The organism is Mycolicibacterium psychrotolerans (assembly GCF_010729305.1).
Taxonomy (GTDB): Bacteria; Actinomycetota; Actinomycetes; order Mycobacteriales; family Mycobacteriaceae; genus Mycobacterium; species Mycobacterium psychrotolerans.
On record NZ_AP022574.1, the window covers coordinates 3,771,498 to 3,794,952 of the forward strand.

The window sequence follows — 23,455 nt, forward strand, 5'->3', positions numbered from 1 at the left end:
ACAGTGCTGCCATGACCCTCGCGGTGGCCGACCGGCTGGCGCTGGCCGACCTGGTGCACCTCTACGCCTCGGCCGTGGACGACCGCAGGTTCGCCGAGGTGCCCGAATTGTTCACCGCGACAGCCGAATTCCACCTGCCGGCGCCGCCGGACATCCTCGAGCCGGTGCGCGTGCACCACGGTCATGACGGCGTGCGCACGGCGCTGGCGGCGCTGGCTGCGGTCACCCGGACCGAGCACGCGATCGTCGGGGAGGTCTACGCGCCCGGCCGGCACCCCGACCACGCCCTCGGCCGGATCACGTGCATCGCCCATCACTGGACGGGCGACACCGACGTGGTGTGGCACCTGCGCTACGACGACGAGTACCTGCGGACCCGGGCCGGGTGGCGCATCAACGGCCGCGCGCTGACCGTCAACGCGATCGAGACGCGTCCGGTTCGCCGGCTGCGAGCGCCTCGGCGAGACGGTCCAGCAGCGGGCGCTGGCCCTTCAGCATCTTGGCGCGAGCCGCCTCCAGGTCGAGCCACGCCACCCGGTCGATCTCCGGGAACTCCCTGAGCCGGCCCGAGCGGGGAGGCCATTCCAGCGTGAACGTGTTGCTGACGGCGCCGGAGAGGTCGAGGTCACCGCGCACGGCGAATGCGGTGATGATCTTGCCGCCCGGCTGTCGCAGCGGAGCGAAGTCGATGCGCGGGCCCTCGGGCGGCGGTGTGCCGATCTCCTCGGTGAACTCGCGCTGCGCCGCCTCCCACGGGTCCTCGCCCTCGACGTACTCGCCCTTCGGAATCGACCAGGCGCCTTCGTCTTTGCGCGCCCAGAAGGGGCCGCCGGGATGCCCGATGAGGACTTCGAGACCGGGGCCCTCGCCGCGGTAGAGCAGCAGGCCGGCGCTGAGCTTGGGCATGCGCGACGATAACCCGTGCGAGGATGGACGGTGATGACCCGTCCCGCGCGGTCCGTGCGCCGGTTCGACCCGTTCCGGCCGCTCGACATGCTCACCTCGCTGTGGTCGGCCACCGCGATGGTGCCGGTCAACAGCGGTGCCGCGGCCGCCTACCGGGCGCTGTTCGTGACCGTGCGCCGCCTGGTCGTCGGCAGGCGGCTCACGATGAGCCTGGACGACGGCGATCTGACGTTGACGGTCACCCGATTCGACTCCCGGCTCGACGTGCGGGGCCTCTCGGTCGGTCAGCTCAACGACGTCCGCCTCGTCGCCGGTGATATCCGGTGGCGGACAAGTACTTTCGAGACCGCCACGGTGGTGCTGCACAACGTCCACGTCCGGCCCGGCGCGCCGCCGGTGCTGGTGGCCGCGCCGGTGGAGGTGACACTGGAGGTGCCGACTCCGGTGCTCGACGAACTGTTCGGACAGGCCGCGCCACGGCTGGCCGGCGATGTCGGCGACGACGGTGTGGCCCGTATCCGGTTCGCGCGGCGCCCGCGGCTTGGGCACGTCGAGATCGACGTCCGTGTCGACGGGGCGACGCTGTGGCTGCAGGCCCACACGGTGGCGGTCGGTGCCACGCGCTGGCGGCTGCCGGCCCGCACCCCGGCGTATCGGGTACGGCTACCCGAGCTGGCACACGGCCTGACGCTGACCCGGGTGGAATTCGCACCGGGGGTGGTGCGGGTGTCGGGCAGGCTGCCGCAGTGGCGCACCGAGCTGGACCGGAAACGCTTGGAGGACATCATCACCCAGCTCAGCGTCGGCGTGGCGGTCAACCTGACCAAGCTGGGCCGCTCGCGTTAGAGTCGCCTGCGTGGCCTCCTACGCCCGCTACGTCGCGCTCGGCGACAGCCAGACCGAGGGCCTGTGGGACGGCGACGACACCTCCGGCCTGCGGGGTTTCGCCGACCGCCTCGCCGAGATGCTCGACGCGCTGTCCCCCGCGCTGCAGTACGCCAACCTGGCCGTACGCGGCAACCAGATCCGCGATGTGCTCGACGTGCAGCTGCCCCACGCTCTGGCGATGGGCGCGGACCTGATCACCGTGTGCATCGGCATGAACGACATGACCCGGCCCGGTCCCGGCTTCGAGCAGGCGCTGGTCCAGCTCGACGAGCTGCACAGCGGGCTGGCGGACTCGGGGGCCACGGTGGTGACCACCACGTTCCCCGACCTGGCCCGGATCCTGCCGATCGGGCGGGTGCTGGGCCGGCGGGTGCTCGCGATCAACCACGAGATCCGGGCCGCCGCCCAGCGGCACGGCTTCGCCCTGGTGGACCTCTACGCGGCGCCGTCGATGACCCAGCCGGACACCTGGAGCCCCGACCGGGTGCACGGTTCGGCGCGGGGGCATGCCCTGTTCGCCGAGGCCGCGGCCGAAGCGCTCGGGCTGCCCGGCAGCAGCCACGCCTGGGCCACCGCGGACCCGCAGGCGCGGCCGCCGTCGCTGCGCTCACGGACCTACTCGCAGCTGCTGTGGACCCAGAACATGCTGATGCCGTGGCTTTGGGATCACCTGCGAGGCCGGTCCGTCGGTGACGCGCGGGCGCCGCGCCGGCCGGTGCTCACGGACTGCTCCGACCTGGTGGGTTGATTTGCTCAGATCCCCGTCCACGTCGCGTCGAGTTCCGTCGCGACGTCGATGATCTTGGCTTTCTGCGACGCGGGGCTGTCGATCTCCCCGGCGACATGCGCGGCGATGAACCGCTTGATCTCGGCGTCCACGCCGCCGATGATCCGCACCACCTCGGCGCGCAGCGACTTCGACGTCACGTGGATCGCGATGTCGGCGGCCCGCGGCTTCTCCACGTCGATGATCAGCAGCAGCGGCTCAGCGGCCCGGGCCACCGCGCGCAGCGAGATCTCGCCGAACACCATGAACTTCGGTTTGTCGATCCGCAGGTCGACGATCATGTCGATCTCCAGCGGAATCCGGATCGCGAACGTGATCTCGTCGGCCACCCGCCGGTTCACCCGCGGCGGCAGGATCTGCACCTTGGCCGTCACCTTGGCGAGCCGGCCTGGCCCCTGGGCGATCGGACCCATCTCGAACGCGTCGCCGGCGATCTGGCCGATCGCGTCACCCACCCGTTCCTCGGTCACCGCGACCTCGAAGAACCGGCGGCCGAACTCTTCGTAGCTCATGTATGCGTCCGGAGCGCGACGGGTGGTGTCCATGGTTCTTTTACGTTCTCACGTTCCCGGGTCCGGGCGCGACAACACGGCCGTCCCAACCGCTAGGCGAGCTCCCCGAAGACCCGCAGCCGCGTCAGCGCAGCGCGATCCTCACCGCGCCTGCCGACTTCGCCGATCACGATGCACCGTCTCTCGTCGCGCCGCACGCGGGCCGCAACCGACCGTCCCGACCGGATCAGCTTGTCCCACCGTCCGCCCTCGAGCAGCCTCAGCAGCTCCGAGGCGTTGCGGGGGTCGTCGTCGCCTGCGGTGATCGGCACGTCGCCGACCAGGCGCCGGACGCCGACCTCGTCGCCCCCGCACGCGTCGTCGAGGAACCGGGCGAACACCGCCGCGGCGCCGGTTCCGGTGCCGGCGAATGCGCGCAGGAAGCCGAGGCTGCCGGCGACGCCCTGGTGGGTCACCATCGCACGGCCCAGGGCGAGCCCGGCCGGTGCGGCGGCGACGCCGCCGCTCAGGAAGCGGCGGATCATCGCGGGCAGTTCCCAGTACGCCGACAGCGCCGCGATCCTGAGGCCCTCGGCGGTGTCCTTCACGTCATAGCGGATGAAGGTGGGTACCTCCATCGTCAGCGCCGCGGCCATCCGGATCTCGAGGGTGAGGTCCCGGATCACGGTGGCGCCGACGACGATGTCGGCCTCCGGACGGTGGCCGATCTCGCGGGGCCCGATGAAGGTGTCGAAGAAATGCCCGATGGCCACCCGGCCGCGGTGAGGCCCCGAGCCGACCGGGTCCTCCACCCGCCCGTCCGCGGTGAACAGCCCGACCCACCCGTCGCGATCGTGCGCGGCGGCCGCGGCGAGGGAGCTCTGGGCGGCCGAGAGTACGTCGGCGCGCGTGAAGGGCATACGGTTGCCTACCACCTCGGGCGGCGGAGAGTCGACTGCACCCGCCGCCGCGGGCACACTGGTGTCATCCGCTGTGCTGAGGGCACAGCCTCGCGAGGAGGAACACCATGAGCGGTAACGGGCCTTTCGGCTTCGATCCCGAGGACTTCGACCGTGTGGTCCGCGAAGCCGGGGAGGGGCTGCGCGACGCCCTCGGCAAGTTCATGACGACCTCGGGCGAGCGCGCCGGATGGTCCGTGCTCTTCGACGACCTCGCCCGCGGTGGCAGGCCCCGCCGCCCGGAGACCACCGGGGAGACGGGTGACGGGGTGTGGACGATCTACACCGTCGACGAGTCCGGCGGCGCACACATCGAGCAGGTGTTCCCCACCGAGTTGGACGCCCTGCGGGCGAACAAGACCAACACCGACCCGACCCGCCGCGTCCGGTTCCTGCCCTACGGCATCGCGGTCAGCGTGCTCGACGCCGGCCAGAGCGGCACCGAGTCCGGCCCGGGCTCGACCACCGAGTAGACGCTCCCGCGCCCGATCTTCACTCCGGCCATGCAGTGACGTGGCCCGCATCTCCCGGAAAGCAGTTGGCAGCGCCACATTCACTTGAGCTAATCTGTCGCCGAGTGAGAACTTATATGGGCTAAGTTAAGATCACCCAAACACACGGACACGAGGCCAGGGGTCAGATTGCACGGCATACGTCGGGGGCGCATCGGGGGACACGCGTGATCAAGGTCGCCAGGAAAGTGTGGCTGCCGTTGCTCATCGTGTTCGTCGTGGTGGTCGCCGGGCTGACCGTCTCGCGGATCCGGACCTTCTTCGGTTCCGAGGGCATCATCGAGACCCCGCGCAACTTCGCCGATCTGCCCGAGCCGTTCGACCCCAAGGTCGTCCGTTACGAGATCACCGGCACCGGCAGTTACGCCGACATCAACTATCTGGATCTCGACGCCAAGCCGCAGCGGATCGACAACGCGGCGCTTCCGTGGTCACTGACGCTGAGCACCACCGAGCCGTCCGCGGCCCCGAACATCGTCGCCCAGGGTGACGGCAGCTCGATCACGTGCCGGATCCTCGTCGACGACGAGCTCAAGGACGAGCGCACGACCGACGGGCTGAATGCCCAGACCTTCTGTTTCGTGAAGTCGGCATGAGCACGCCGGTCCGACACGCTGCCCCCGACGCTCCCCCGCCCCCTCGCCCGTCCCGGCCGGTCATCCCCCGGCTGATCCGGACGCTGGCCCTGCCGATCATCCTCGGCTGGATCGCGGTGATCGTCATCCTCAACACCGTCGTCCCACAGCTCGAGACGGTCGGCCAGATGCGTGCGGTGTCGATGAGCCCCGACGACGCACCGTCGCTCATCTCGATGAAGAAGGTCGGTGAGGCATTCCGCGAGGGTGACTCCGACAGCTCGGTGATGATCGTCTTCGAGGGCGACAAGCCGCTCGGCGACGAGACGCACGCCTGGTACGACCAGCTGGTCAAGAAGCTGGAGACCGACGAGAAGCATGTGCAGTCGGTGCAGGACTTCTGGAGCGATCCGCTGACCGCGGCCGGCTCGACCAGCAACGACGGCAAGGCCGCGTACGTCCAGGTGAAGCTCGCAGGCAACCAGGGCGAATCTTTGGCCAACGAGTCGGTGGAGGCCGTCCAGAAGATCGTCGAAGAGGTGCCGCCGCCGCCCGGCGTCAAGGCCTTTGTCACCGGTCCCGCCGCGCTGGCCGCCGATCAGCACATCGCCAGCGACCGGAGCATGACGCTCATCGAGGCGGCGACGTTCACCGTCATCATCATCATGCTGCTGCTGGTCTACCGCTCGATCGTCACGGTGCTGATCACGCTGGTCATGGTGGTGCTGTCGCTGGCGACCGCGCGCGGCCTGGTCGCCTTCCTCGGCTACCACGAGATCATCGGACTCTCGACGTTCGCCACGAACCTGCTGGTGACCCTGGCCATCGCCGCGGCGACCGACTATGCGATCTTCCTGATAGGCCGCTATCAGGAGGCGCGAAGTCTCGGCGAGGACAAAGAGTCCGCCTTCTACACGATGTTCCACGGCACCGCCCACGTGGTGCTCGGGTCGGGTCTGACGATCGCGGGCGCGACGTTCTGCCTGAGCTTCACCCGGCTGCCCTATTTCCAGACCCTCGGTGTTCCGCTGGCGATCGGCATGGTCGTGGTGGTGCTGGCCGGCGTGGTGCTGATGGTGGCGATCATCTCGCTGGCCACCCGCTTCGGGCTGTTGGAACCCAAGCGCGCGATGCGGATCCGCGGATGGCGCAAGATCGGCGCCGCGATCGTGCGGTGGCCCGGCCCGATCCTGGTGGGCACCATCGCGCTTTCGCTGGTCGGTCTGCTGACGCTGCCCGGGTACCAGACCAACTACAACGACCGGAACTACCTGCCCGCCGACCTGCCGGCCAACGAGGGCTATGCGGTGGCCGACCGGCACTTCTCGCAGGCCCGGATGAACCCGGAACTGCTGATGGTCGAAAGCGACCACGACATGCGCAACTCGGCGGACTTCCTGGTGATCGACAAGATCGCCAAGGCGCTGTTCCGGGTGGAGGGCATCGCGCGCGTGCAGGCCATCACCCGTCCGGACGGCAAGCCGATCAAGCACACGTCGATCCCGTTCCAGATGAGCATGCAGGGCACGACGCAGCGGCTCAACGAGAAGTACATGCAGGACCGGATGGCCGACATGCTGGTGCAGGCCGGTGAGATGGACAAGACCATCGCCACCATGGAGAAGATGGCCGGCCTGACCAAGCAGATGTCCGAGATCACCCACTCGATGGTCACCAAGATGGAAGGCATGGTCGTCGACATCGAGGCGCTGCGCGACAGCATCGCCAACTTCGACGACTTCTTCCGGCCCATCCGCAACTACTTCTACTGGGAACCGCACTGCTACAACATCCCGGTCTGCTGGGCGATCCGGTCGGTGTTCGACACCCTGGACGGCATCAACGTGATGACCGACGACTTCAAAGAGATCATCCCGGAGATGAAGCGGCTGGACAGCCTGATGCCCCAGATGGTGGCGCTCATGCCCGAGATGATCTCCACGATGAAGACCATGAAGACGATGATGCTGACGATGTATCAGACTCAGAAGGGTCAGCAGGACCAGATGGCGGCCATGCAGGAGGACTCGGACGCCATGGGTGACGCGTTCGACAACTCCATGAACGACGATTCGTTCTATCTGCCGCCGGAGATCTTCGACAACAAGGACTTTCAGCGCGGGCTGGAGCAGTTTCTCTCCCCCGACGGCAAATCGGTGCGGTTCATCATCGCCCATGAGGGCGACCCGCTGACCGCCGACGGCATCGCCCGGATCGACAAGATCCGCAACGCCGCCAAGGAGGCGATCAAGGGCACCCCGCTGGAGGGCGCCAAGATCTATCTCGGCGGTACCGCGGCCACGTATGCCGACATGCAGGAAGGCAACAACTACGACCTGCTGATCGCCGGCATCGCCGCGCTGGCGCTGATCTTCATCATCATGCTGATCCTGACGCGGGCCGTCGTGGCCTCGGCCGTCATCGTGGGCACGGTGGTGATGTCGCTGGGCGCGTCGTTCGGTCTGTCGGTGCTGTTCTGGCAGCACATCCTCGGCCAGCCGCTGCACTGGATGGTGCTCGCGATGGCGGTGATCATCCTGCTGGCGGTCGGCGCGGACTACAACCTGCTGCTGGTGTCGCGCCTCAAGGAGGAGATCCACGCCGGCATCGGTACCGGCATCATCCGCGCGATGGGCGGCAGCGGTTCGGTCGTCACGGCCGCCGGTCTGGTGTTCGCGCTTACGATGATGTCGATGGCGGTCAGCGAGTTGACCGTGATCGGGCAGGTCGGTACGACGATCGGTCTGGGTCTGCTGTTCGACACGCTCGTGATCCGTGCGTTCATGACACCGTCGATCGCAGCGCTGATGGGTCCGTGGTTCTGGTGGCCGCAACGGGTGCGCAGGCGGCCCATTCCGGAGCCGTGGCCGCGGCCCGGTGGTCTACAGTCCGATCCGGCAGAGGGAGTGAGGGTATGAAGCGGATTCTGATGGGGATCGCCGCGGCGGCCATGACGGTGGGCGCGCTGGGCACCGCCGTACCCGCGGCGGCCGACCCGGACACCGATTTCGCGAACGAGCTTCACGTGTACGGGATCTACGGCCAGAAGGACTACAACGCCTGGATCGGCAAGATCATGTGCAAGCGCGTGTACACCGGTGTGGACCCCGACGTGTTCGCGACCGCGAACTTCGTGCACAACCAGCTGCAGAAGGGCACCACCACCGACCAGGCCTACCAGTTCGTCGCCGCGGGCCTGCGCACCTACTGCCCGGAGAAGCTGCCGATCCTCGACGCGGCAGCCAACCGCCCGGCCGGCTAGCCATGCCGTCGGCCACCCGCAGGCGGTTCAACGAGGCGGTCACCGGCTTCTGGAGCCTCGCGGCTCCGGTCTACGACACCGCCGTCGTCCAGCGCTGGGTGTACCGGCCGGCACAGGACGAGGTGATCGCGGCACTCACCGCGCACGACTCTCGTCGCGTCGCCGACATCGGTTGTGGCACAGGCATTCTCGCTGACCGGATCGCACGGGAGGTGCGGCCCGACGCGGTGTACGGGGTCGACCTGTCGGACGGGATGCTGGCGCAGGCCGCGCAGCGGTCGACGAGGGTGTCGTGGCTGACGGCGCCGGCCGAGGCGCTGCCGTTCGACGACGGCAGCCTCGACGCGGTGGTCAGCACGTCGGCGTTCCACTGGTTCAACCAGCCCGCCGCGCTGCGCGAGTTCCACCGCGTGCTGGCGCCGGGGGGCATTGCCGCGGTGGCGACGCTGAGCCCGCGCCGCTACGTGCCCGAGCAGATGCTGGCCGCGGTGCGGCTGCCGGCCTACGACGCCCCGACCCCGGCGACGATGCGCGCGATGTTCACCGACGCCGGCTTCACGGTGGAGGATCAGCACCGGGTCCGGCGTCCGCTGTGGACGCAGGTGTTGTCCGACCTCATCACGATCGGCGTGAAAGCCGGCCCCACAGCCTGATTCATCCCGGCCGTGCGACCCACGCCGCCGGGATCCGGCACCTCAGCCGTACAGCGACTGAAGTACAGCGCCTCCGTCTGCGTCGTCGACAAGAGGGGTGGCTTCGATGTCCATGAATTCGTACCACTGCGCCATCCAATGGAAGATGGCTTTCGGATCATCGCTTTCTGCGATGGCGAAACCCTTGCCATCACAGCCATGCCAGCGACCGATCAATTGAGCGCCGGCGGGAGGAGAGCCGCCGGTCTCGAGAAATCTCTTGACTGCTGCACGATAGGCGTCGCCGTGCGGCAGTGTCCATGACATCAAGAACTTCATGATCGACTCCTTCAGTACGTTGCTGATGAACCTCCGTTGACGCGAAACGTGTTCGACGTTATTGATGACGAATCTCGGAGAGTAGGGCCCAAGGTCCCGTCCGGGCGCCCGGCGACGATGCACGGGTGTCAGATTCATCCCCAAAGCCGGATCCATCCCCAGGCACACTCGCTGTGCCGTTGATCTGTCAGACCACTCGGCGAGGGTGGAGTCATGGCCCCGACGAGTTCTCTGGTGCAGGACGAGAGACTCTCCTGCCTGTTCGAGGAGTTGGCGGAGTTGACCGGCCGGCGCAACGCCATCGACGGGCGGATCGTGCAGATTTTCGCGGAGATCGACCGCGACGAACTGTGGGCCGCGGCCGGGGCGAGGTCGGTGGCGCATCTGGTGGCATGGAAGGCCGGGGTATCCCCGTCTCGCGCGGAAACCCTTGCCGCCGTGGCTCACCGGGCCGAGCAGTTTCCTCGCTGCGTGGCAGGGCTGCGGGAGGGTCGGCTGTCGCTGGATCAGGTCGGAGCCATCGCCGAGAGGGCCGCCGACGGCTCGGATGCGCATTTGGCCGAGTTGGCGGCCAGTGCCACGGTCGGCCAACTGCGCACCGCGCTCAAACTCCAGCCCGAGCCGGAACCTGAGCCCGCGCCGGATCGTGAGCCCGACGGTGAGTCCGAGCCCGTGCCTGCGCCGGATCCTGGACCGCAACCCTCGATCACGACGACGTCCGATGAGCAGTACACCTCCTGGCTCATCCGGCTCCCCCACGTCGAGGCCGCGGCGTTCGAGGCCGCACTGCAGTCGCACAGGGACGCACTGATCGCCGACTGGAAACAGCAGGCGCACATCATTTCTGCGCCGATGCCCAGCACCGCGGATGCCTTCCTACGACTGGTGAACGCCGGGCGGGACGCCGAGGCCACCGCCCGCCCGCACGGGCAGCGCACCACCGTCGTGATGCACGTCGACGTCAAGGATCGGATCGCGTCGCTGCACCTGGGCCCGCTGCTGACCGACGGTGACCGCCGCTACCTGTCGTGCGACGCCACCTGCGAGGTGTGGTTCGAGCGTGACGGCCGCACCATCGGGGCGGGCCGATCCACGCGCACGGTCAACCGGCGGCTGCGACGGGCGCTGGAGCATCGAGATCGCACCTGCGTGGTGCCCGGCTGTGGGGCCACCCGCGGCCTGCACGCCCATCATCTGCAGCACTGGGAGGACGGCGGCCTGACGGAACTGGCCAACCTCGCCCTGGTCTGCCCGTATCACCACCGAGCCCACCACCGCGGCCTGATCACGATCAGCGGGCCGGCCGATGCGCTGGCCGTCACCGACCACAGCGGTCGGCCACTGAGCTCGGCATCGCTGGCCCGGCCGCCCACTCAGCCCCCGCCGGAGGTCCCCCCATGCCCGGGCCCTACCGGGGAACGCGCCCAGTGGTGGTGGTACCAACCGTTCGAACCACCTTCCACCCGCTGAGCGTGAGAGCCGAAGGCTAGAGCCCGAATTGGTCGTCGACGATGCCCAGCCAGACCTGGGCCGCGTCGATCGCCACTTTCTCGCTGATGAAGGCGTGCTGGGTGCCGGTGTAGATGTCGCGGAACGCGCGCTCGAGCCGGCTGCCCTCACGGATCGAGGTGGTGCCCGCCGCCAGATGCGCCCATTCGGCGCACGCGCGGGCGGTGTCGGTGGCGAACACTGCCGCGACCCGCATGTCGGCCCGCATGGTCGGGGTCAGCTCCTCGCCGGCCGCGACGGCACCCTCCGCCGACCCGAAGGCGTCGACCACCAGGAGCCGCGCCGCGCGCCACGCCGCGACGTGGTGAGCGAGGCCCTTCTGGAAGGTGGGGCGGGTGGCCAGCGCGGCCATGTCGCTCATCCGGAACTTGGTGGCGGCGAGCTCGGCGACGTCGTCGAGCATGCTCTTGGCCACCCCGAGCGCCCACGCGGCGTGACCGGCCGCGGTCACCGGCATCATGCCCATCCGGGTCGCGGGCGAGCTCCCCCGCCGCGGCTCGCGCGTGAACAGCGCGAACGTGCGGCGCTGCGGGACGAACACGTCGTGGATCGCATAGTCGTAGGAGCCGGTGCCCTTGAGGCCCTGCACATGCCAGCCGTCGAGGAACTCGACCTCGGCGCGGGGCACGATCGCGACCTGCATGTCGGGCACACCCTCGCTGACCCAGCGGATCTCCCCGTCGACCATCGGCAGGAATCCCGCCGCGACATACTCGGCGTGCCCGGTACCGGAGCCGAAGCTCCAGGATCCGGTGAGCTGGTAGCCCCCCTCGACGGCGACACCCTGTCCGTTGGGGAAGAACTGTCCGCCCATCGTCACGTGGTTGTCGTGCGCCGTGAAGACCTCGTCGAACCCGTCGTCGGGCAGGTAGGTGGCGGCCGCGAACGACGACGGCATGTTGGCGATCCCGATCCAGCCGAAAGAGCCGTCCTGCCAGGCCATCTCGATCCAGGTGTCGATCATCTCGGCGAAGGACGGCTCCACCCCACCCGCCGGGGCGGGGTTGAAGGCCGACATCAGGCCCGTCGACCAGAGGGCGTCGACGATGCCGGGGGCCAAGGTACGGAGGCGTTCGGATTCGGCGGCGTGGGTGCGCACCACGTCGCGCATGTCGCGGGCCAGTCCGACCACCTGATCACGAGCAATGTGCGAGACCGCTGTCACGGCCTCGACGGTAGCCGGTCAGGGCAGCGCAGTGAACAGATTCACCGGAACTGTCATGTCGGTGTCGGGCAGCAACGGCGCCTCGGCGTCCGGGCCGGGCAACGGCGCGACCACCGGCTCCGCACCGGGAAGGTGCTGCTGGTCCGTAGCCGGCAGGTGCGCCTCGGCGGCCGCCTCCGGCACGGGCACCGCCTCCGGCGCGGGCACCGCCTCCGGCACGGGGACTGCCGCGGGCGCCGGCACCGCCTCCGAAACGGGGACCGCCTCCGGCACGGGGACCGCCGCGGGAACCGGAACCGCCTCGGGCACAGCGGCGGAGACCGGCGCGGCAGTGAGCGGCGCGGCGTACTGGACGTATCCCGTGGACGTCGAGGGTTCGCTGGGTTCGGTGACGACCTTGCGCAGCGGCTCCGCCGCGCCGTCGGCGGGCGCGGTGACGCTGACCCAGCCGGGGTCGGCACCGGCGGGCGGGGCGATCGCACTCGCGGCCGGCTCCACGTGCGGTACCGAACCCGCGGTCAGGAACACTGCACCCACCGCAGCGGCCGCGGCCACACCGAGTGCGGCGGCCACCACGCGGGCGGGCCGGCGCGGGCGCCGTGCGGGGGTCTGTCGCGGCAGCGGCACGGTGAGCGCCTCGGCCGGCTCGACATCGGCCAGCGCGGCGCCGTAGGCCAGAGCCACCAGCGGCGGCATGTCGCATTGGCCGGGGTCGACGAGCACCCGGGTCGCACAGGTCAGCGGGACCGCCTCGGCGTCGACGCCGAGCGACCCCAAGTGGGCGCGCAGCCGAAGGCCGTGAACTTCGGCGTCAGGAGTCCACACCAGCCGCACCCGCTCGACCTCGAGCCCACAGGCGCGGGCCAGCGCATGCGCGCCCCGCGCGGCGGCTGCGGCGGTCGCCGGGCTGGTGTCCCACTCGACCGCGTCGTGATCGGCGACGGTGCGCGCGGCTTCGTCCACCAGCGCCCAGACCACCTCGGTCGCGGTCAACGACAACCCCAGCACTGCGCCCACGGCATCTCCTTCGGTCGTCGAAGCCGGTGTCTGTGATTCATCGGGCGACCTGTGACCACTGTTACAGCGGTGGCAGGCGCTCACGGTCGGGGAGCCTAGTGCCGTCGGTCGGTCCCCGCTCGGCGGACAGCTCCGCTACTCCCCCGGCTGACCTGCCGAAACAGCGCCGGCGGAGCCGCCGCCCGTCGCCGCGATTGCTGGGTTCGACAGAGCTGCAGGTAAAGTGCCCGCCCGTGGGCAGACATCGCTTAGCCACCACACGGCGACGCCGCTGGTCGGCGCCTGCGGCCGCGGTCGCTCTGCCTGCGCTCGCCCTGCTCTCCGTCGGAGCGGATTCGCTGTCGGCGACGACCCACGACGCGCCCTCGGGGTGCTGCGCCGAACTGATCGCCGAGCCCCCGGCCGCCACGCAGTACCGCACCACGCCCGCCGACGACGGCCTGCTGCTGGCGGCCTCGCGGTCGATGCACCGCGACCTGGAGACCGCGCTGCCCCCGGCCGTCGGCTCCGAGACGGGGCTACAGGTGAAGACGATCCTGGTGGCCCGCGCCGTCAGCGCGATCTTCCCGGAGGTCCAGAGCATCGGCGGTGTCCGGCCCGACTTCCTGCGCTGGCATCCCGACGGCCTGGCGATCGACGTGATGATCCCCGACCACCGCAGCTCCGAGGGCATCGCCCTCGGCGACGCGGTGGTGGCGTTCGTACTGCGCAACGCAGACCGGCTGGGCGTCGCCCACGTGATCTGGCGCCAGACGCTGTATCCGGCGCACGGCACCCCGCACCGGATGACCGACCTCGGCTCGGACAACGCCAACCACTACAACCACGTGCACATCGCGACCGTCGGCGGCGGTTATCCGGACGGCCCGGGCCTGTATCTGGGCTGATCAGGCCGTGGTGTTGGCCAGCGCCTCGATGCGCCGGCGCGCCTGCTCGGCCAGCGCCGCGGTGTCGCGTCCGCCCCCGGCGCCGCACGCGGTGATCTCCACGGCGGCGTTGTAGGCGGCGACGAATGCGTTGTCACAGTTCCAATCCGCGGCACGCAGGCTCCACAGCGCGCTGTCAGGCGGCGCCTCCCCGGCCGACGGGGCCACGTCGAACACATAGGTGTGCCCGCTCATCGTCGTGACGGTCACTCGGGTGCCGCGGCAGGACCGGACCGTGTCGACGACGGTCTTCAGCGCGGCGGCCGGGTCGAAGTCGGACCGGTACACCGCGACCATCTCCTCGACGAAGACCGCGCCGTCATCGCTGGTCCAGTGGCCGCCGTCGGTGGCCAACGGTCGGCCTGCGGCGATGAAGGGCGGGTCGACCTCGCGGGCCGGCCCGGCGCACTGCGGCGGTTCGGCCGTGGTGAACAGGTTGCCCTCCTCGCGCTTGACGGCAGGGCTCAGCAGGTCGCCGACCTGCAGCACGGTGATCGGCGCTGCCAGCGCCGCCGGCTGGGGCCGCGCGTCGTCGATCTGACGCGTGCACCCGGTGGCGAGAACGATGGCGGCCGTCGCGGCCGCCACCGGTGCCAGCCGGGCCAGCGGGTTCACCGCCCGAAGCCGGCGTCCCGTAGCGCCTGCGCCATGGACCCGCCTGCGCGGGGATTCTCCCGCTGCGGTGCGCCGGAGCGGCGCGGGGTCTTGTCGGGCCGGCGCGCAGCGCCGCCCGTGCGGGCAGGCTTCGTGGCGGGGCGGGTCTGCTCGGTCAGTCGGAGGGTCAGCCCGATCCGTTGCCGGTCGATGTCGACGTCGACCACCTTCACCCGCACCACCTGGCCGGAGTGCACCACGTCGTGCGGATCGGACACGTAGCGGTCGGCCATCGCGGAGACGTGCACCAGACCATCCTGGTGCACGCCGACGTCGACGAAGGCGCCGAACGCGGCGACATTGGTCACCACGCCCTCCAGGATCATGCCCACTTTCAGGTCGGACACCTTCTCCACCCCGGCGGCGAAACTCGCTGTGGTGAAGGCCGGCCGCGGGTCGCGGCCCGGCTTCTCGAGCTCGGCGAGGATGTCGGTGACCGTGGGGATGCCGAACCGGTCGTCGGCGATCTCGGCCGGCCGCACCGCGCGCAGTGCCCGCTCGTTGCCGATGATCTCGGTCAGCGTGATGTGAGCCCGGTCCAGGATGCGGCGCACCACCGGGTAGGACTCCGGATGCACTCCGGAGCTGTCGAGGGGGTCGTCGCCGTCGCGGATCCGCAGGAAGCCGGCGCACTGCTCGAACGCCTTGGGACCCAGCCGCGGCACGTCGAGCAGGCTGCGGCGGCTGCGGAACGGCCCGGTCCGGTCGCGGTGGGCGACGATCGACTCGGCGAGGGTTTCGGTGATGCCCGAGACGCGCGCGAGCAGCGGCACCGACGCGGTGTTCAGGTCGACGCCGACGGCGTTCACCGCGTCCTCGACCACGGCGCCGAGGCTGCGCGCGAGGATGCCGGGCGTCACGTCGTGCTGATACTGGCCCACCCCGATCGATCTGGGCTCGATCTTGACGAGCTCGGCCAGCGGATCCTGCAGCCGGCGCGCGATCGACACCGCCCCCCGCAGTGTCACGTCGAGGTCGGGCAGCTCGTGCGCGGCGTAGGCCGACGCCGAGTACACCGAGGCGCCCGCCTCGCTGACCATGGCTTTGGTGGGGGCACTGGCGCCGACGGCGCGGATTTCGGCGATGAGTTCGGTGGCCAGCGCGTCGGTTTCCCGCGATGCGGTGCCGTTACCGATCGCGATCAGCTCGACGCCGTGCCGGGCGATCAGCGCGGCCAGCGCCGCCTTCGCGGTGTCCCACTGCTTCTGCGGCTGGTGCGGGAACACCGCACAGGTGTCGAGCACCTTGCCGGTGCCGTCGACGACGGCGACCTTGACCCCGGTGCGGAAGCCCGGGTCCAGACCCAGGGTGGTCCGGTTACCGGCGGGCGCGGCGAGCAGCAGGTCCTTGAGGTTGCGGGCGAACACGGTGACCGCGTCCTGTTCGGCACGCAGCCGCAGCCGCACCCGCGCATCCACCGACGCCGACACCGACAGCCGGGTCCGCCACGCGAAGCCCACCGCGCCGGCCAGCCACGGGGTGGCCGGCGCGCGGACGGTCAGGTCGATGCCGAGCGCCTCGGCGATCATCGCCTGGTATGCCGTGTCGTCGCCGCCGTCGAGGGACAGCGCGAGGACCTGTTCCTTCTCGCCGCGCAGCACCGCGAGCACGCGGTGCGACGGCATGGCGTCCAGCGGCTCGGCGAAGTCGAAGTAGTCGCGGTACTTCTGCGCCGTGGCGGATGCCGCGACGGCGTCGGAGGCGGGCTTCGTCCGTACCGAGCCGTTCTGCCAGAACCTCTCTCGCACCGCGCCGACCAGCTCGGCGTTCTCGGCGGCACGCTCGACGAGGATGTGGCGTGCCCCGTCGAGTGCGGCGGCCACGTCGGCGACGTCGGCGGACAGGAACGCCGCCGCGGCCTGCTCGGGCGCGACACCGGGATCGGTGAGCAGACGGTCGGTCAGCGGTTCGAGCCCGGCTTCCCGGGCGATCTGTGCCTTGGTGCGGCACTTGGGCTTGTACGGCAGATAGATGTCCTCGACGCGGGCCTTGGTGTCGGCGGCCATCAGCGCAGCCCTCAGCTGGTCGGTCAACGCGCCCTGCTCGGCGATCGAGGCCAGCACGGCGTCACGCCGCTCGTCGAGCTCGCGCAGATAGGCCAGGCGTTCGGCCAGCATCCGCAGTTGGCCGTCGTCGAGGCTGCCGGTGGCCTCCTTGCGGTAGCGGGCGATGAACGGCACGGTCGCGCCCTCGTCGAGCAGTCGCACCGCGGCCGCGACCTGGGCTTCGTCGACGGCCAGTTCCGCAGCGAGGCGGGCGTTTACGCTTCTCGGGCCGGAGATCACGGCGGCGCTCGTCGTCACCCGCAGGACCCTACCCAACACCGCCGACAGTTCGGTGCCGGACGCACCGGGTGGCGGCGTCGGCCGGCGTTACGCCACGTGCGCCCGCGGTGTGTCCAGCATCCCGTCACGCATCCGGCGCAGGGACTGGGCCAGCAGCCGCGACACGTGCATCTGCGAGATGCCCATCCGCTCGGCGATCTCCGACTGGGTCAGCGATTCGAAGAACCGCATCACCACGATCCGGTTCTCCCGCTCGGGCAGTGTGTCGAGCTGGGCGCGCAGAGCGTCGCGGTCCTCGACGAACCCGATACCGGGATCGGGCTGGCCCAGCCGGTCGGCGAGCGTGGGACCCTCGTCTTCGTCGCGCGCCGTGCTGTAGTCCAGTGAGCGTGGCTTGAATCCCGCAGCGGCGGTCAGTGTTTCGACGACTTCGCCGCGGTCGACGCCCAGTGCCTCGGCCAGTTCGCCCGCGGTCGGCGACCGGCCGAGCCGCTGGGTCAGCTCGGCGGTGAGCGGACCGAGTGCCGGATAGAGGTCCTTGAGCCGGCGCGGGACGTTGACCGACCAGCTGCAGTCGCGGAAGTAGCGCTTGACCTCGCCGAGCATGGTCGGGATCGCATAGGACAGGAACTCGTTGCCCGCGGTCGGGTCGAAGCGGTTCACGGCGTTCAACAGCCCCACCCGCGCCACCTGAACCAGATCGTCGTGGGTCTCGCCCCGTCGGTCGTAGCGGCGCGCGATCCGCTCGGCGATCGGCAGGCACTGCTCGATGATGTGGGTGCGCAGTCGCTCCCGCTCCTCCGATCCCTCCGAAAGCTCGTGCATCCGCACGAACGCTTCGTGTAGCTCGCAACCGTCGGCGTCGCGTGTGGTCATCATTCGCCTCCAGATCCTCGAATGTTCGGGAGTGAGGCGGGCAGCATCGGTGTTGAACCATCCGCGCCGAGGGCTGGGAAACGTCCTCGCGAGCGTCTCGAGGAACGTCGAACCCTTCGCCTCAAGTATGTCCAGTTCTCCGAGAGATCCTCGTCGAAAAGGCAACACTTCGTAAACTGACTCGGCCGGCGCGGGACAGGTTCGTTCGGCGGCCCTGACCCGGGGTACTCATCCGGACATGCCGTCCGTCACCGCCGCCGACTACGTTCCGCCGAGCAGAGATCTCGGCGATCTGACCGCGGCCGCCCGGGCCTGCCGGGGCTGCGACCTGTTCGAGAACGCCACCCAGACCGTGTTCGGGGAAGGACCGGCCGACGCCCGGCTGATGCTCGTCGGCGAACAGCCCGGTGACCGCGAGGACGTCGCGGGTGAGCCGTTCGTCGGCCCGGCGGGCAGGTTGCTCGACAAGGCGTTGCGAGAGGCTCAGATACCCCGCGAACCCGTGTACGTGACCAACGCCGTCAAACACTTCAAGTTCGTCCCGGCCGAACGCGGTGTCCGGCGCATCCACAAGACACCCAGCCGCACCGAGGTGGTGTCGTGCCGGCCGTGGCTGTTCGCCGAGATGCAGGCGGTGACACCCGAGGTGGTGGTCCTGCTCGGGGCCACGGCAGCTAAGGCGTTGCTGGGCAATGACTTCCGACTGACGGCTCACCGTGGCGAGGTGTTGCGGCTGTCCACCGACGAAGCGCCCGAGGGTGTCGATCCCTCGGTCGTCGTCACGCTGCACCCGTCGGCGGTATTGCGCGGTCCGGCCGACGCCCGCGACGAGTCGTTCGCCTCGCTCGTCGCCGATCTCCGCTTCGCGGCGACGCTGCTGGCCGGCTGAGCGACGTTTGTCCGGCACCTCGCCGGGCAACCGGTGTGTATGCAGCCCACACGTTTCCGCGCCCTGGTCGAGGCAGAGGGCCCCTTCGCGTCCGTGTACGTCGACGACAGCCATGACACCGCCGACGCCGGCAAACAGGCCGAACTGCGGTGGCGGGCCGTCACCGAGGAACTCGCCGCCCAGGGCGCCGACGACCAGCTCGTCGGCACCGTCCGGGCGGCGCTGGAAAGTGCGCCCGCCGTCGTGGGGCGGGGCGGGCGCGCGGTGGTCGCCACCCGCGACGGGGTGCAACTCGACCAACGGCTGATCCGGCCGCTGGAGACGGCGACCGCACGGCTGTCGAGGCTGCCCTACCTGATCCCCGCGGTGGTGCACGGCGTCGACGACCCGCCCTACCTGACGGTGATCGTCGATCACGCCGGCGCCGACCTCGCGATGCACCGCGGGTCCGCCATCCGCTCGTCGACCGTCGAGGGTGACCGCTACCCGGTGCACAAGGCGAGCGGCGCGGAATCGGCGGGATACGGCGACCCGCAGCGCACGGCCGAAGGCGCCCGGCTCAAGAACGTGCAGGAGGTCGCCGACGAGGTCACCGCGGTGTTCGAGGACAGCGATCCGGCCCTCGTCTTCATCGCCGGCGAAGTCCGCTCCCGCGCCGACCTGCTGGCCAATCTGCCGAAACGGGTCGCCGAGCGGGCGATCGAGGTCAACGCAGGCGCGCGGGGCAGCATCGACGACGACGCCCTCGCTCACGACATCGACACCCATCTACGGTTGCGCCGGGTCGACGTCATCGACGATGCGGCGCAGCGGTTCACCGCCGAGCTGCAGCGCGACTCCGGTCTGGCGACCGAGGGCGTGGCCGGCGTGTGCGCGGCGCTGCGCGAAGGTGCGGTGGAGACGTTGCTGATGGGTGACCTCGGCGACGCCACGGTGGTGGTGGGCGATTCCGCGACGATGGTGGCCCCGAATCCGGAGGTGCTGTCGGAGCTGGGGTCAGGCCAGGCGGTGACCGTCCGCGCCGACGAGGCGCTCCCCTTCGCTGCGGTGAGCATCGACGCCGACCTCATCGGCGTCGACGAGAGACTGACCCCGCGCGACGGCGTCGCCGCCATCCTGCGCTACGCGCCGCGCTCACCGGCGTCCTGACAGGGGTATGCCATGCGGAACGAATTCCACGACACACTCGAGAGCCTCGTCACCGATCTCGCGGAGATGTGCGGCCGCGCCTCGGCGATGATGCGATCCGCGACCAGGGCGCTGCTGGATGCCGACCTGTCCGAGGCCGAACACCTGCGCGTCGACCTGACGGAGCTGAGCGCACTGGGCGCCGGTGTGCACGACCGCGCGTATCACCTGCTCGCACTGCAGGCCCCGGTGGCGCGCGATCTCCGCACGGTGGTGTCGGCCCTGCACATCGGCGCGGACGCCGACCGGATGGGAGCGCTCGCCTCACATGTGGCACGCACCGCCGTGCGCCGGTATCCGGAGCGCGCCGTCCCTGACGAGGTGGCCGACCTGTTCACCGAGATGGGTTCGACGGCGGTGCAACTGGCCGCCGACGCCCGTGACGCGGTGCGCGCCAGTGACGCCTCGCTGGCCGAGCGGATCTGCGCCGGTGACGAGCGGATGGACGACCTGCACCGGCAACTGTTCGTGCGCGTGATGGGACCGCAGTGGCGCCACGGCCCGATGGGCGCCGCCGATGTGGTGCTGCTCGGCCGCTTTCACGAGCGTTTCGCAGACCACGCCGTGGAGATCGCCCGGCGCGTCTACTTCCAGGCCACCGGCGCGCATCTGGGTGCGCAGCCGGCCGGCCTCTAGAAGCCGTCCGCGCGTCCGTTGCCCAGATACCGCAGACCGGCCGCCTCCACCGTCGCGGGATCCAGCAGATTGCGGGTGTCGGCGACGACGGCGCCGGGGGCGTGTTCGGCGATCGCCGCCCAGTCGAGGTCGCGGAACTGCGGCCACTCGGTCAGCACCACCACGGCGTCTGCGGACTTCGCGGCCCGGTAGGGGTCGTCCACCGCGGTCACGCCGGCCGAGGACAGCACCGTCGCGTCGATGGCAGGCAGCTGCGGGTCGTAACCGTAGAGCGCGGCACCCTCGGCCGCCAGGTGTGCGCACACCGCCAGCGCCGGTGAGTCGCGGGTGTCGCTGGTGGCGGCCTTGAAGGTGAGGCCGAGCACCGTGATCCGCGCATCGCTCAGCGGGCAGGTCATCGACTGTCGCAGCGCGGCCTGGATGCGGGCGGGCTGTGCGGCGTTGGTGGTGCGTGCGGCTTCCACCTCGGCCATCGCCACCCCTTGCGTGTGTGCCGAATGCACCAGTGCCGCAGTGTCTTTGGGGAGGCAGGAGCCGCCCCACCCGGGTCCGGGCTTCAGGAAGCCGGCCCCGATGCGGGCGTCGGCGCCCATGCACGCGGTCACGTCGCCGATGTCGGCGCCGTACCGGTGGCACAGCTGGGCGAGGGAATTGGTGTAGGAGAGCTTGACCGCGAGGAACGCGTTGCTCGCGTACTTCGCCAGCTCGGCGCTCTCCGGACTCATGTGCAACACGGTCGCCGGGTCGGCGCCGTAGGCGGCGCACACCAGTGCCGCGTCGGCGTCGGAGTCGGCGCCGACGACGACGCGGTCGGGATGGGTGAAGTCGGCGATGGCGCGTCCTTCGCGCAGGAACTCGGGACTGGACACCACGCCGATGCCGCGTGGGCGCAGCCGCTCGGCGACGCGGCGGGTGGTGCCCGTCGGCACCGTGGATTTCACCGTGACGACCGCGCCGGCGCGCAGCACCTGCCCCAGCCGGCCGACGGCGGCGTCGAGGGCACGCAGGTCGGCGGCGCCGTCCGGGCCGCTCGGCGTGGACACGCACACGAACACCACGTCCCGGTCGGCGAGCGCCTCGTAATCGGTGCGGAACGTCAGCAGGCCTGAGGCGATCGTGCGCGTCAGCAGTGCGGGCAGATCCGCCTCGTCGATGATCGGGGTACCCGCGCTCAGCCGTGCGATCTTGTTCTCGTCGATGTCGACCGCGACGACGTCCTGGTCGCGCCCGGCCAGACAGACCGCCGTGGTGAGACCGACGTAGCCGACGCCGACCACCCCGATGCGAAGACAGCGACTCATGGGCACCCCACCAGAGCGGAGCGGGCGGCGTCGAGGACGCGCGGCACCGACAGCAGCAGCAACCCGGCGTCGGGCGTCCCGGCGTGCGGGTCGCCGCAGTCCCCGGCCCACAGCGCCACGTGCCGCCCGTCACCGCGCGGGCCCCACAGTTTCGGCGGGGTGGGGCCGAACAGCAGCACCGAGGGGGTTCCGGTGGCGGTGGCCAGGTGCCCGACGCCGGTGTCACCGCAGATGAGCAGGCGGCAATCACTGATCAGCGCGACCAGGGCCGGCAACCCCGCCGCCGCCGGCCAGGCCGCCGAGGGCGGCAGTCCCGCCCGGGTCACCACCTCGTCGACCAGGGCGGCCTCGGCCGCCGAACCGGTGACGACGACGCGGCACCCCTCGCCGGCCAGCGCCGCGGCCACCGCCGCGTACCGCTGGGCGGGCCACTGTCGGGCCGGGGCGCCCGCGCCGGGATGGAGGACGACGGCGTCGGAGTTGTCGGCGAAGCCCTCGGGCCGATCGAGCTTCAGATCGTCTGCGCGACAGTTGATTCCGGCCCAGTGCAGAAACGCACACCAGCGATCGACCTCGTGCAGGTCGGGCCGCCACGGCGGCCCGGCGATGTCGGGATGGTCGTCGTGGTGATGGGTCAGCAGCATCGCCGGCCGCAGCGCGGTCAGCGCCGTGATGCTCTGTGGGCCCCGGCCGTGCAGGTTCACCGCCAGGTCGGGCTCCTGTGGTGCATCCGGGATCGGGCCCAGTTCCGGCGTGTCCACGACGTCGTCGACCCCGCCGCTGAGCAGCGCCAGTTCGCGGTACTGCCTTGGCGCGGCCAGCAGCAGCCGCGCCGCCGGGTAGCGCCGGCGCAGGCCGCGCAGGGCCGGTATCGCGGTCAGCAGGTCGCCGAGCCCGAGCGCCCGCAACACCACGATGGTGCGGGGATCGTCGGCGGGGGATCCGCTCAGGGCCATGACGATTCCGTGGACGCGCACACCACGAGTTCGCGGATCTCGCATCCCGGCGGCTGGGTCAGCGCGAACAGTACGGTGGCCGCGACGTCGGCCGGCTGGTTGAGCTTGGCGTCGGCGGGCGGCTTGTACTGCTCGGTGCGGCCGTCGAAGAACGGCGTGTGCATGCCGCCCGGGATCAGCAGGGTGACGCCGATCTCACCGGCCAGTTCTGCCGCCAGCGCACGGGTGAAGCCGACGACACCGAACTTGGAGGCGCAGTAGGCGGTCGCGTCGCTGACCGCCTTGATCCCGAGCGTGGAGGCGACGGTGACGATGCGGCTGCGGCCGGTCTCGAGGAACGGCAGCGCCGAGCGGATCACGGCCGCGGTGCCGAGCAGGTTGACGACGACGACCTGCTCCCACTCCTTGGCCGGGACGTCGCGCAACGTGCCGCAGGAGTCGATCCCTGCCGCGGTGAACACGCCGTCGATCCGGCCGCCGGCCTGCTCGGCCAGGCTCGCGACCGCGGCGTCGACGGCGTCGGTGTCGGCGAGGTCGGCGCAGACGTGGATCACGTCGCCAGCCGGGCGCGCGCGGTCCAGGACCAGAGGCGTACCCCCCTGGGCGGCAACGGCATCCACGACCGCGGCGCCCAGGCCGGAGGCGCCCCCGGTGATCAGCACGGCACCGGGCGAGCGGGTGGAGGTGGTGGAGTCGGTCATG

At 70.4% G+C, this 23,455-nt stretch carries 24 protein-coding genes and 1 pseudogene; 13 read left to right on the forward strand and 12 right to left on the reverse strand.

The genetic code is table 11. The annotated features are described in order from the left end of the window. Nucleotides 1-11: 11 nt before the first annotated feature. Nucleotides 12-392 (forward strand): annotated as a pseudogene (locus G6N45_RS18405) (nuclear transport factor 2 family protein); the annotation flags it as partial. A gap of 22 nt (nt 393-414) precedes the next feature. Here the strand turns inward: G6N45_RS18405 and G6N45_RS18410 are convergent. After that, nucleotides 415-906, reverse strand: a complete 492-nt coding sequence (locus G6N45_RS18410; protein ID WP_163723554.1) for an NUDIX hydrolase — start codon at nt 904-906, stop codon at nt 415-417. Nucleotides 907-939: 33 nt separating this feature from the next. On the opposite strand from G6N45_RS18410, the gene G6N45_RS18415 reads away from it, so the two are divergent. Together G6N45_RS18415 and G6N45_RS18420 are read left to right on the forward strand one after the other, a co-directional pair. After that, a complete protein-coding gene (locus G6N45_RS18415; protein WP_170312455.1) occupies nt 940-1,752 on the forward strand; it encodes a hypothetical protein in 813 nt (270 codons plus the stop codon). A gap of 10 nt (nt 1,753-1,762) precedes the next feature. Next, nucleotides 1,763-2,542, forward strand: coding sequence for an SGNH/GDSL hydrolase family protein (locus G6N45_RS18420; protein WP_163723555.1), 780 nt, complete (start codon nt 1,763-1,765; stop codon nt 2,540-2,542). Between the two features lie 5 nt (nt 2,543-2,547). Here G6N45_RS18420 and G6N45_RS18425 read toward each other — a convergent pair whose 3' ends face one another. Both G6N45_RS18425 and G6N45_RS18430 read right to left on the reverse strand, forming a co-directional pair. Continuing rightward, a complete protein-coding gene (locus tag G6N45_RS18425) occupies nt 2,548-3,126 on the reverse strand; it encodes a hypothetical protein (RefSeq protein ID WP_057146992.1) in 579 nt (192 codons plus the stop codon). Between the two features lie 59 nt (nt 3,127-3,185). Then, entirely contained in the window at nt 3,186-3,992 is an 807-nt protein-coding gene (locus tag G6N45_RS18430; protein ID WP_163723556.1) for a nuclear transport factor 2 family protein, read from the reverse strand. 107 nt (nt 3,993-4,099) lie between these two features. Here G6N45_RS18430 and G6N45_RS18435 point away from each other — a divergent pair, with 107 nt between their 5' ends. The 5 genes from G6N45_RS18435 (at nt 4,100) to G6N45_RS18455 (ending at nt 9,033) form a co-directional block, all read left to right on the forward strand. Beyond that, a complete protein-coding gene (locus G6N45_RS18435; RefSeq protein ID WP_163723557.1) occupies nt 4,100-4,504 on the forward strand; it encodes an Rv0313 family protein in 405 nt (134 codons plus the stop codon). A gap of 206 nt (nt 4,505-4,710) precedes the next feature. After that, nucleotides 4,711-5,139, forward strand: a complete 429-nt coding sequence (locus G6N45_RS18440) for an MmpS family transport accessory protein (protein ID WP_057146989.1) — start codon at nt 4,711-4,713, stop codon at nt 5,137-5,139. Continuing rightward, nucleotides 5,136-8,036, forward strand: coding sequence for an MMPL/RND family transporter (locus G6N45_RS18445; RefSeq protein WP_163723558.1), 2,901 nt, complete (start codon nt 5,136-5,138; stop codon nt 8,034-8,036). Before G6N45_RS18440 ends, G6N45_RS18445 begins: the two co-directional genes overlap by 4 nt. After that, nucleotides 8,033-8,380, forward strand: a complete 348-nt coding sequence (locus tag G6N45_RS18450) for a DUF732 domain-containing protein (RefSeq protein WP_163723559.1) — start codon at nt 8,033-8,035, stop codon at nt 8,378-8,380. Before G6N45_RS18445 ends, G6N45_RS18450 begins: the two co-directional genes overlap by 4 nt. A 2-nt stretch (nt 8,381-8,382) precedes the next feature. Next, nucleotides 8,383-9,033 (forward strand): class I SAM-dependent methyltransferase, encoded by a 651-nt coding sequence (locus G6N45_RS18455; protein ID WP_163723560.1) that lies wholly within the window; start codon nt 8,383-8,385, stop codon nt 9,031-9,033. Nucleotides 9,034-9,075: 42 nt separating this feature from the next. Here the strand turns inward: G6N45_RS18455 and G6N45_RS18460 are convergent, their stop codons facing one another. Then, on the reverse strand, nt 9,076-9,351 hold the full coding sequence (locus G6N45_RS18460) for a DUF3303 domain-containing protein (protein WP_048469326.1): 276 nt from the start codon (nt 9,349-9,351) through the stop codon (nt 9,076-9,078). A 213-nt stretch (nt 9,352-9,564) separates the two neighbouring features. On the opposite strand from G6N45_RS18460, the gene G6N45_RS18465 reads away from it, so the two are divergent. Continuing rightward, nucleotides 9,565-10,821: an HNH endonuclease signature motif containing protein gene (locus G6N45_RS18465; RefSeq protein WP_163723561.1), complete on the forward strand. Its 1,257-nt coding sequence runs from the start codon at nt 9,565-9,567 to the stop codon at nt 10,819-10,821. A gap of 16 nt (nt 10,822-10,837) precedes the next feature. Here the strand turns inward: G6N45_RS18465 and G6N45_RS18470 are convergent, their stop codons facing one another. Both G6N45_RS18470 and G6N45_RS18475 read right to left on the reverse strand, forming a co-directional pair. Next, nucleotides 10,838-11,971, reverse strand: coding sequence for an acyl-CoA dehydrogenase family protein (locus tag G6N45_RS18470; RefSeq protein ID WP_163728653.1), 1,134 nt, complete (start codon nt 11,969-11,971; stop codon nt 10,838-10,840). A gap of 72 nt (nt 11,972-12,043) precedes the next feature. After that, a complete protein-coding gene (locus G6N45_RS18475; protein WP_163723562.1) occupies nt 12,044-13,042 on the reverse strand; it encodes a hypothetical protein in 999 nt (332 codons plus the stop codon). Between the two features lie 233 nt (nt 13,043-13,275). Between G6N45_RS18475 and G6N45_RS18480 the strand changes: the two genes are divergently transcribed. Next, complete coding sequence (locus G6N45_RS18480; protein ID WP_163723563.1) at nt 13,276-13,929, forward strand: VldE C-terminal domain-containing protein; 654 nt, start codon at nt 13,276-13,278, stop codon at nt 13,927-13,929. Here G6N45_RS18480 and G6N45_RS18485 read toward each other — a convergent pair whose 3' ends face one another. The 3 genes from G6N45_RS18485 to G6N45_RS18495 all read right to left on the reverse strand — a co-directional run bounded on the left by G6N45_RS18485 (nt 13,930) and on the right by G6N45_RS18495 (nt 17,783). Continuing rightward, nucleotides 13,930-14,583: a sensor domain-containing protein gene (locus tag G6N45_RS18485; RefSeq protein WP_308207019.1), complete on the reverse strand. Its 654-nt coding sequence runs from the start codon at nt 14,581-14,583 to the stop codon at nt 13,930-13,932. Then, complete coding sequence (locus tag G6N45_RS18490) at nt 14,580-16,925, reverse strand: Tex family protein (protein ID WP_179965198.1); 2,346 nt, start codon at nt 16,923-16,925, stop codon at nt 14,580-14,582. The genes G6N45_RS18485 and G6N45_RS18490 overlap by 4 nt, the downstream gene beginning before the upstream one ends. Before the next feature lie 69 nt (nt 16,926-16,994). Continuing rightward, nucleotides 16,995-17,783: a SigB/SigF/SigG family RNA polymerase sigma factor gene (locus G6N45_RS18495; protein ID WP_407664218.1), complete on the reverse strand. Its 789-nt coding sequence runs from the start codon at nt 17,781-17,783 to the stop codon at nt 16,995-16,997. A gap of 238 nt (nt 17,784-18,021) precedes the next feature. Between G6N45_RS18495 and G6N45_RS18500 the strand changes: the two genes are divergently transcribed. Genes G6N45_RS18500 through phoU form a run of 3 tightly spaced genes read left to right on the forward strand, consistent with a single transcriptional unit; the run spans nt 18,022 to nt 20,496 of the window. After that, on the forward strand, nt 18,022-18,672 hold the full coding sequence (locus G6N45_RS18500) for a UdgX family uracil-DNA binding protein (RefSeq protein ID WP_163723565.1): 651 nt from the start codon (nt 18,022-18,024) through the stop codon (nt 18,670-18,672). Between the two features lie 39 nt (nt 18,673-18,711). Next, nucleotides 18,712-19,821, forward strand: a complete 1,110-nt coding sequence (locus G6N45_RS18505) for an Rv2629 family ribosome hibernation factor (protein ID WP_163723566.1) — start codon at nt 18,712-18,714, stop codon at nt 19,819-19,821. 12 nt (nt 19,822-19,833) lie between these two features. Continuing rightward, complete coding sequence (phoU, locus tag G6N45_RS18510; protein ID WP_163723567.1) at nt 19,834-20,496, forward strand: phosphate signaling complex protein PhoU; 663 nt, start codon at nt 19,834-19,836, stop codon at nt 20,494-20,496. On the opposite strand, the gene G6N45_RS18515 is transcribed toward phoU, so the two are convergent. From G6N45_RS18515 to G6N45_RS18525, 3 genes are read right to left on the reverse strand one after another with little or no spacing between them, the layout of a single operon-like run. Then, nucleotides 20,493-21,797 (reverse strand): UDP-glucose dehydrogenase family protein, encoded by a 1,305-nt coding sequence (locus tag G6N45_RS18515; protein WP_163723568.1) that lies wholly within the window; start codon nt 21,795-21,797, stop codon nt 20,493-20,495. The two genes, phoU and G6N45_RS18515, sit on opposite strands and share 4 nt — an antisense overlap. Then, nucleotides 21,794-22,753, reverse strand: coding sequence for a glycosyltransferase family 9 protein (locus G6N45_RS18520; RefSeq protein ID WP_163723569.1), 960 nt, complete (start codon nt 22,751-22,753; stop codon nt 21,794-21,796). Before G6N45_RS18520 ends, G6N45_RS18515 begins: the two co-directional genes overlap by 4 nt. Then, nucleotides 22,744-23,454 (reverse strand): SDR family oxidoreductase, encoded by a 711-nt coding sequence (locus tag G6N45_RS18525; RefSeq protein WP_163723570.1) that lies wholly within the window; start codon nt 23,452-23,454, stop codon nt 22,744-22,746. Before G6N45_RS18525 ends, G6N45_RS18520 begins: the two co-directional genes overlap by 10 nt. Between the last annotated feature and the right edge of the window lies 1 nt (nt 23,455).

Bases quoted from the DNA above. Each gene is read 5' to 3' on its own strand.
- G6N45_RS18410 (WP_163723554.1), bottom strand. From the start codon at position 906: ATGCCCAAGCTCAGCGCCGGCCTGCTGCTCTACCGCGGCGAGGGCCCC.
- G6N45_RS18415 (WP_170312455.1), top strand. From the start codon at position 940: ATGACCCGTCCCGCGCGGTCCGTGCGCCGGTTCGACCCGTTCCGGCCG.
- G6N45_RS18425 (WP_057146992.1), bottom strand. From the start codon at position 3,126: ATGGACACCACCCGTCGCGCTCCGGACGCATACATGAGCTACGAAGAG.
- G6N45_RS18430 (WP_163723556.1), bottom strand. From the start codon at position 3,992: ATGCCCTTCACGCGCGCCGACGTACTCTCGGCCGCCCAGAGCTCCCTC.
- G6N45_RS18435 (WP_163723557.1), top strand. From the start codon at position 4,100: ATGAGCGGTAACGGGCCTTTCGGCTTCGATCCCGAGGACTTCGACCGT.
- G6N45_RS18445 (WP_163723558.1), top strand. From the start codon at position 5,136: ATGAGCACGCCGGTCCGACACGCTGCCCCCGACGCTCCCCCGCCCCCT.
- G6N45_RS18450 (WP_163723559.1), top strand. From the start codon at position 8,033: ATGAAGCGGATTCTGATGGGGATCGCCGCGGCGGCCATGACGGTGGGC.
- G6N45_RS18455 (WP_163723560.1), top strand. From the start codon at position 8,383: ATGCCGTCGGCCACCCGCAGGCGGTTCAACGAGGCGGTCACCGGCTTC.
- G6N45_RS18460 (WP_048469326.1), bottom strand. From the start codon at position 9,351: ATGAAGTTCTTGATGTCATGGACACTGCCGCACGGCGACGCCTATCGT.
- G6N45_RS18465 (WP_163723561.1), top strand. From the start codon at position 9,565: ATGGCCCCGACGAGTTCTCTGGTGCAGGACGAGAGACTCTCCTGCCTG.
- G6N45_RS18470 (WP_163728653.1), bottom strand. From the start codon at position 11,971: ATGCGCGACGTGGTGCGCACCCACGCCGCCGAATCCGAACGCCTCCGT.
- G6N45_RS18495 (WP_407664218.1), bottom strand. From the start codon at position 17,783: ATGACCACACGCGACGCCGACGGTTGCGAGCTACACGAAGCGTTCGTG.
- G6N45_RS18500 (WP_163723565.1), top strand. From the start codon at position 18,022: ATGCCGTCCGTCACCGCCGCCGACTACGTTCCGCCGAGCAGAGATCTC.
- G6N45_RS18505 (WP_163723566.1), top strand. From the start codon at position 18,712: ATGCAGCCCACACGTTTCCGCGCCCTGGTCGAGGCAGAGGGCCCCTTC.
- phoU (WP_163723567.1), top strand. From the start codon at position 19,834: ATGCGGAACGAATTCCACGACACACTCGAGAGCCTCGTCACCGATCTC.
- G6N45_RS18515 (WP_163723568.1), bottom strand. From the start codon at position 21,797: ATGAGTCGCTGTCTTCGCATCGGGGTGGTCGGCGTCGGCTACGTCGGT.
- G6N45_RS18520 (WP_163723569.1), bottom strand. From the start codon at position 22,753: ATGGCCCTGAGCGGATCCCCCGCCGACGATCCCCGCACCATCGTGGTG.
- G6N45_RS18525 (WP_163723570.1), bottom strand. From the start codon at position 23,454: ATGACCGACTCCACCACCTCCACCCGCTCGCCCGGTGCCGTGCTGATC.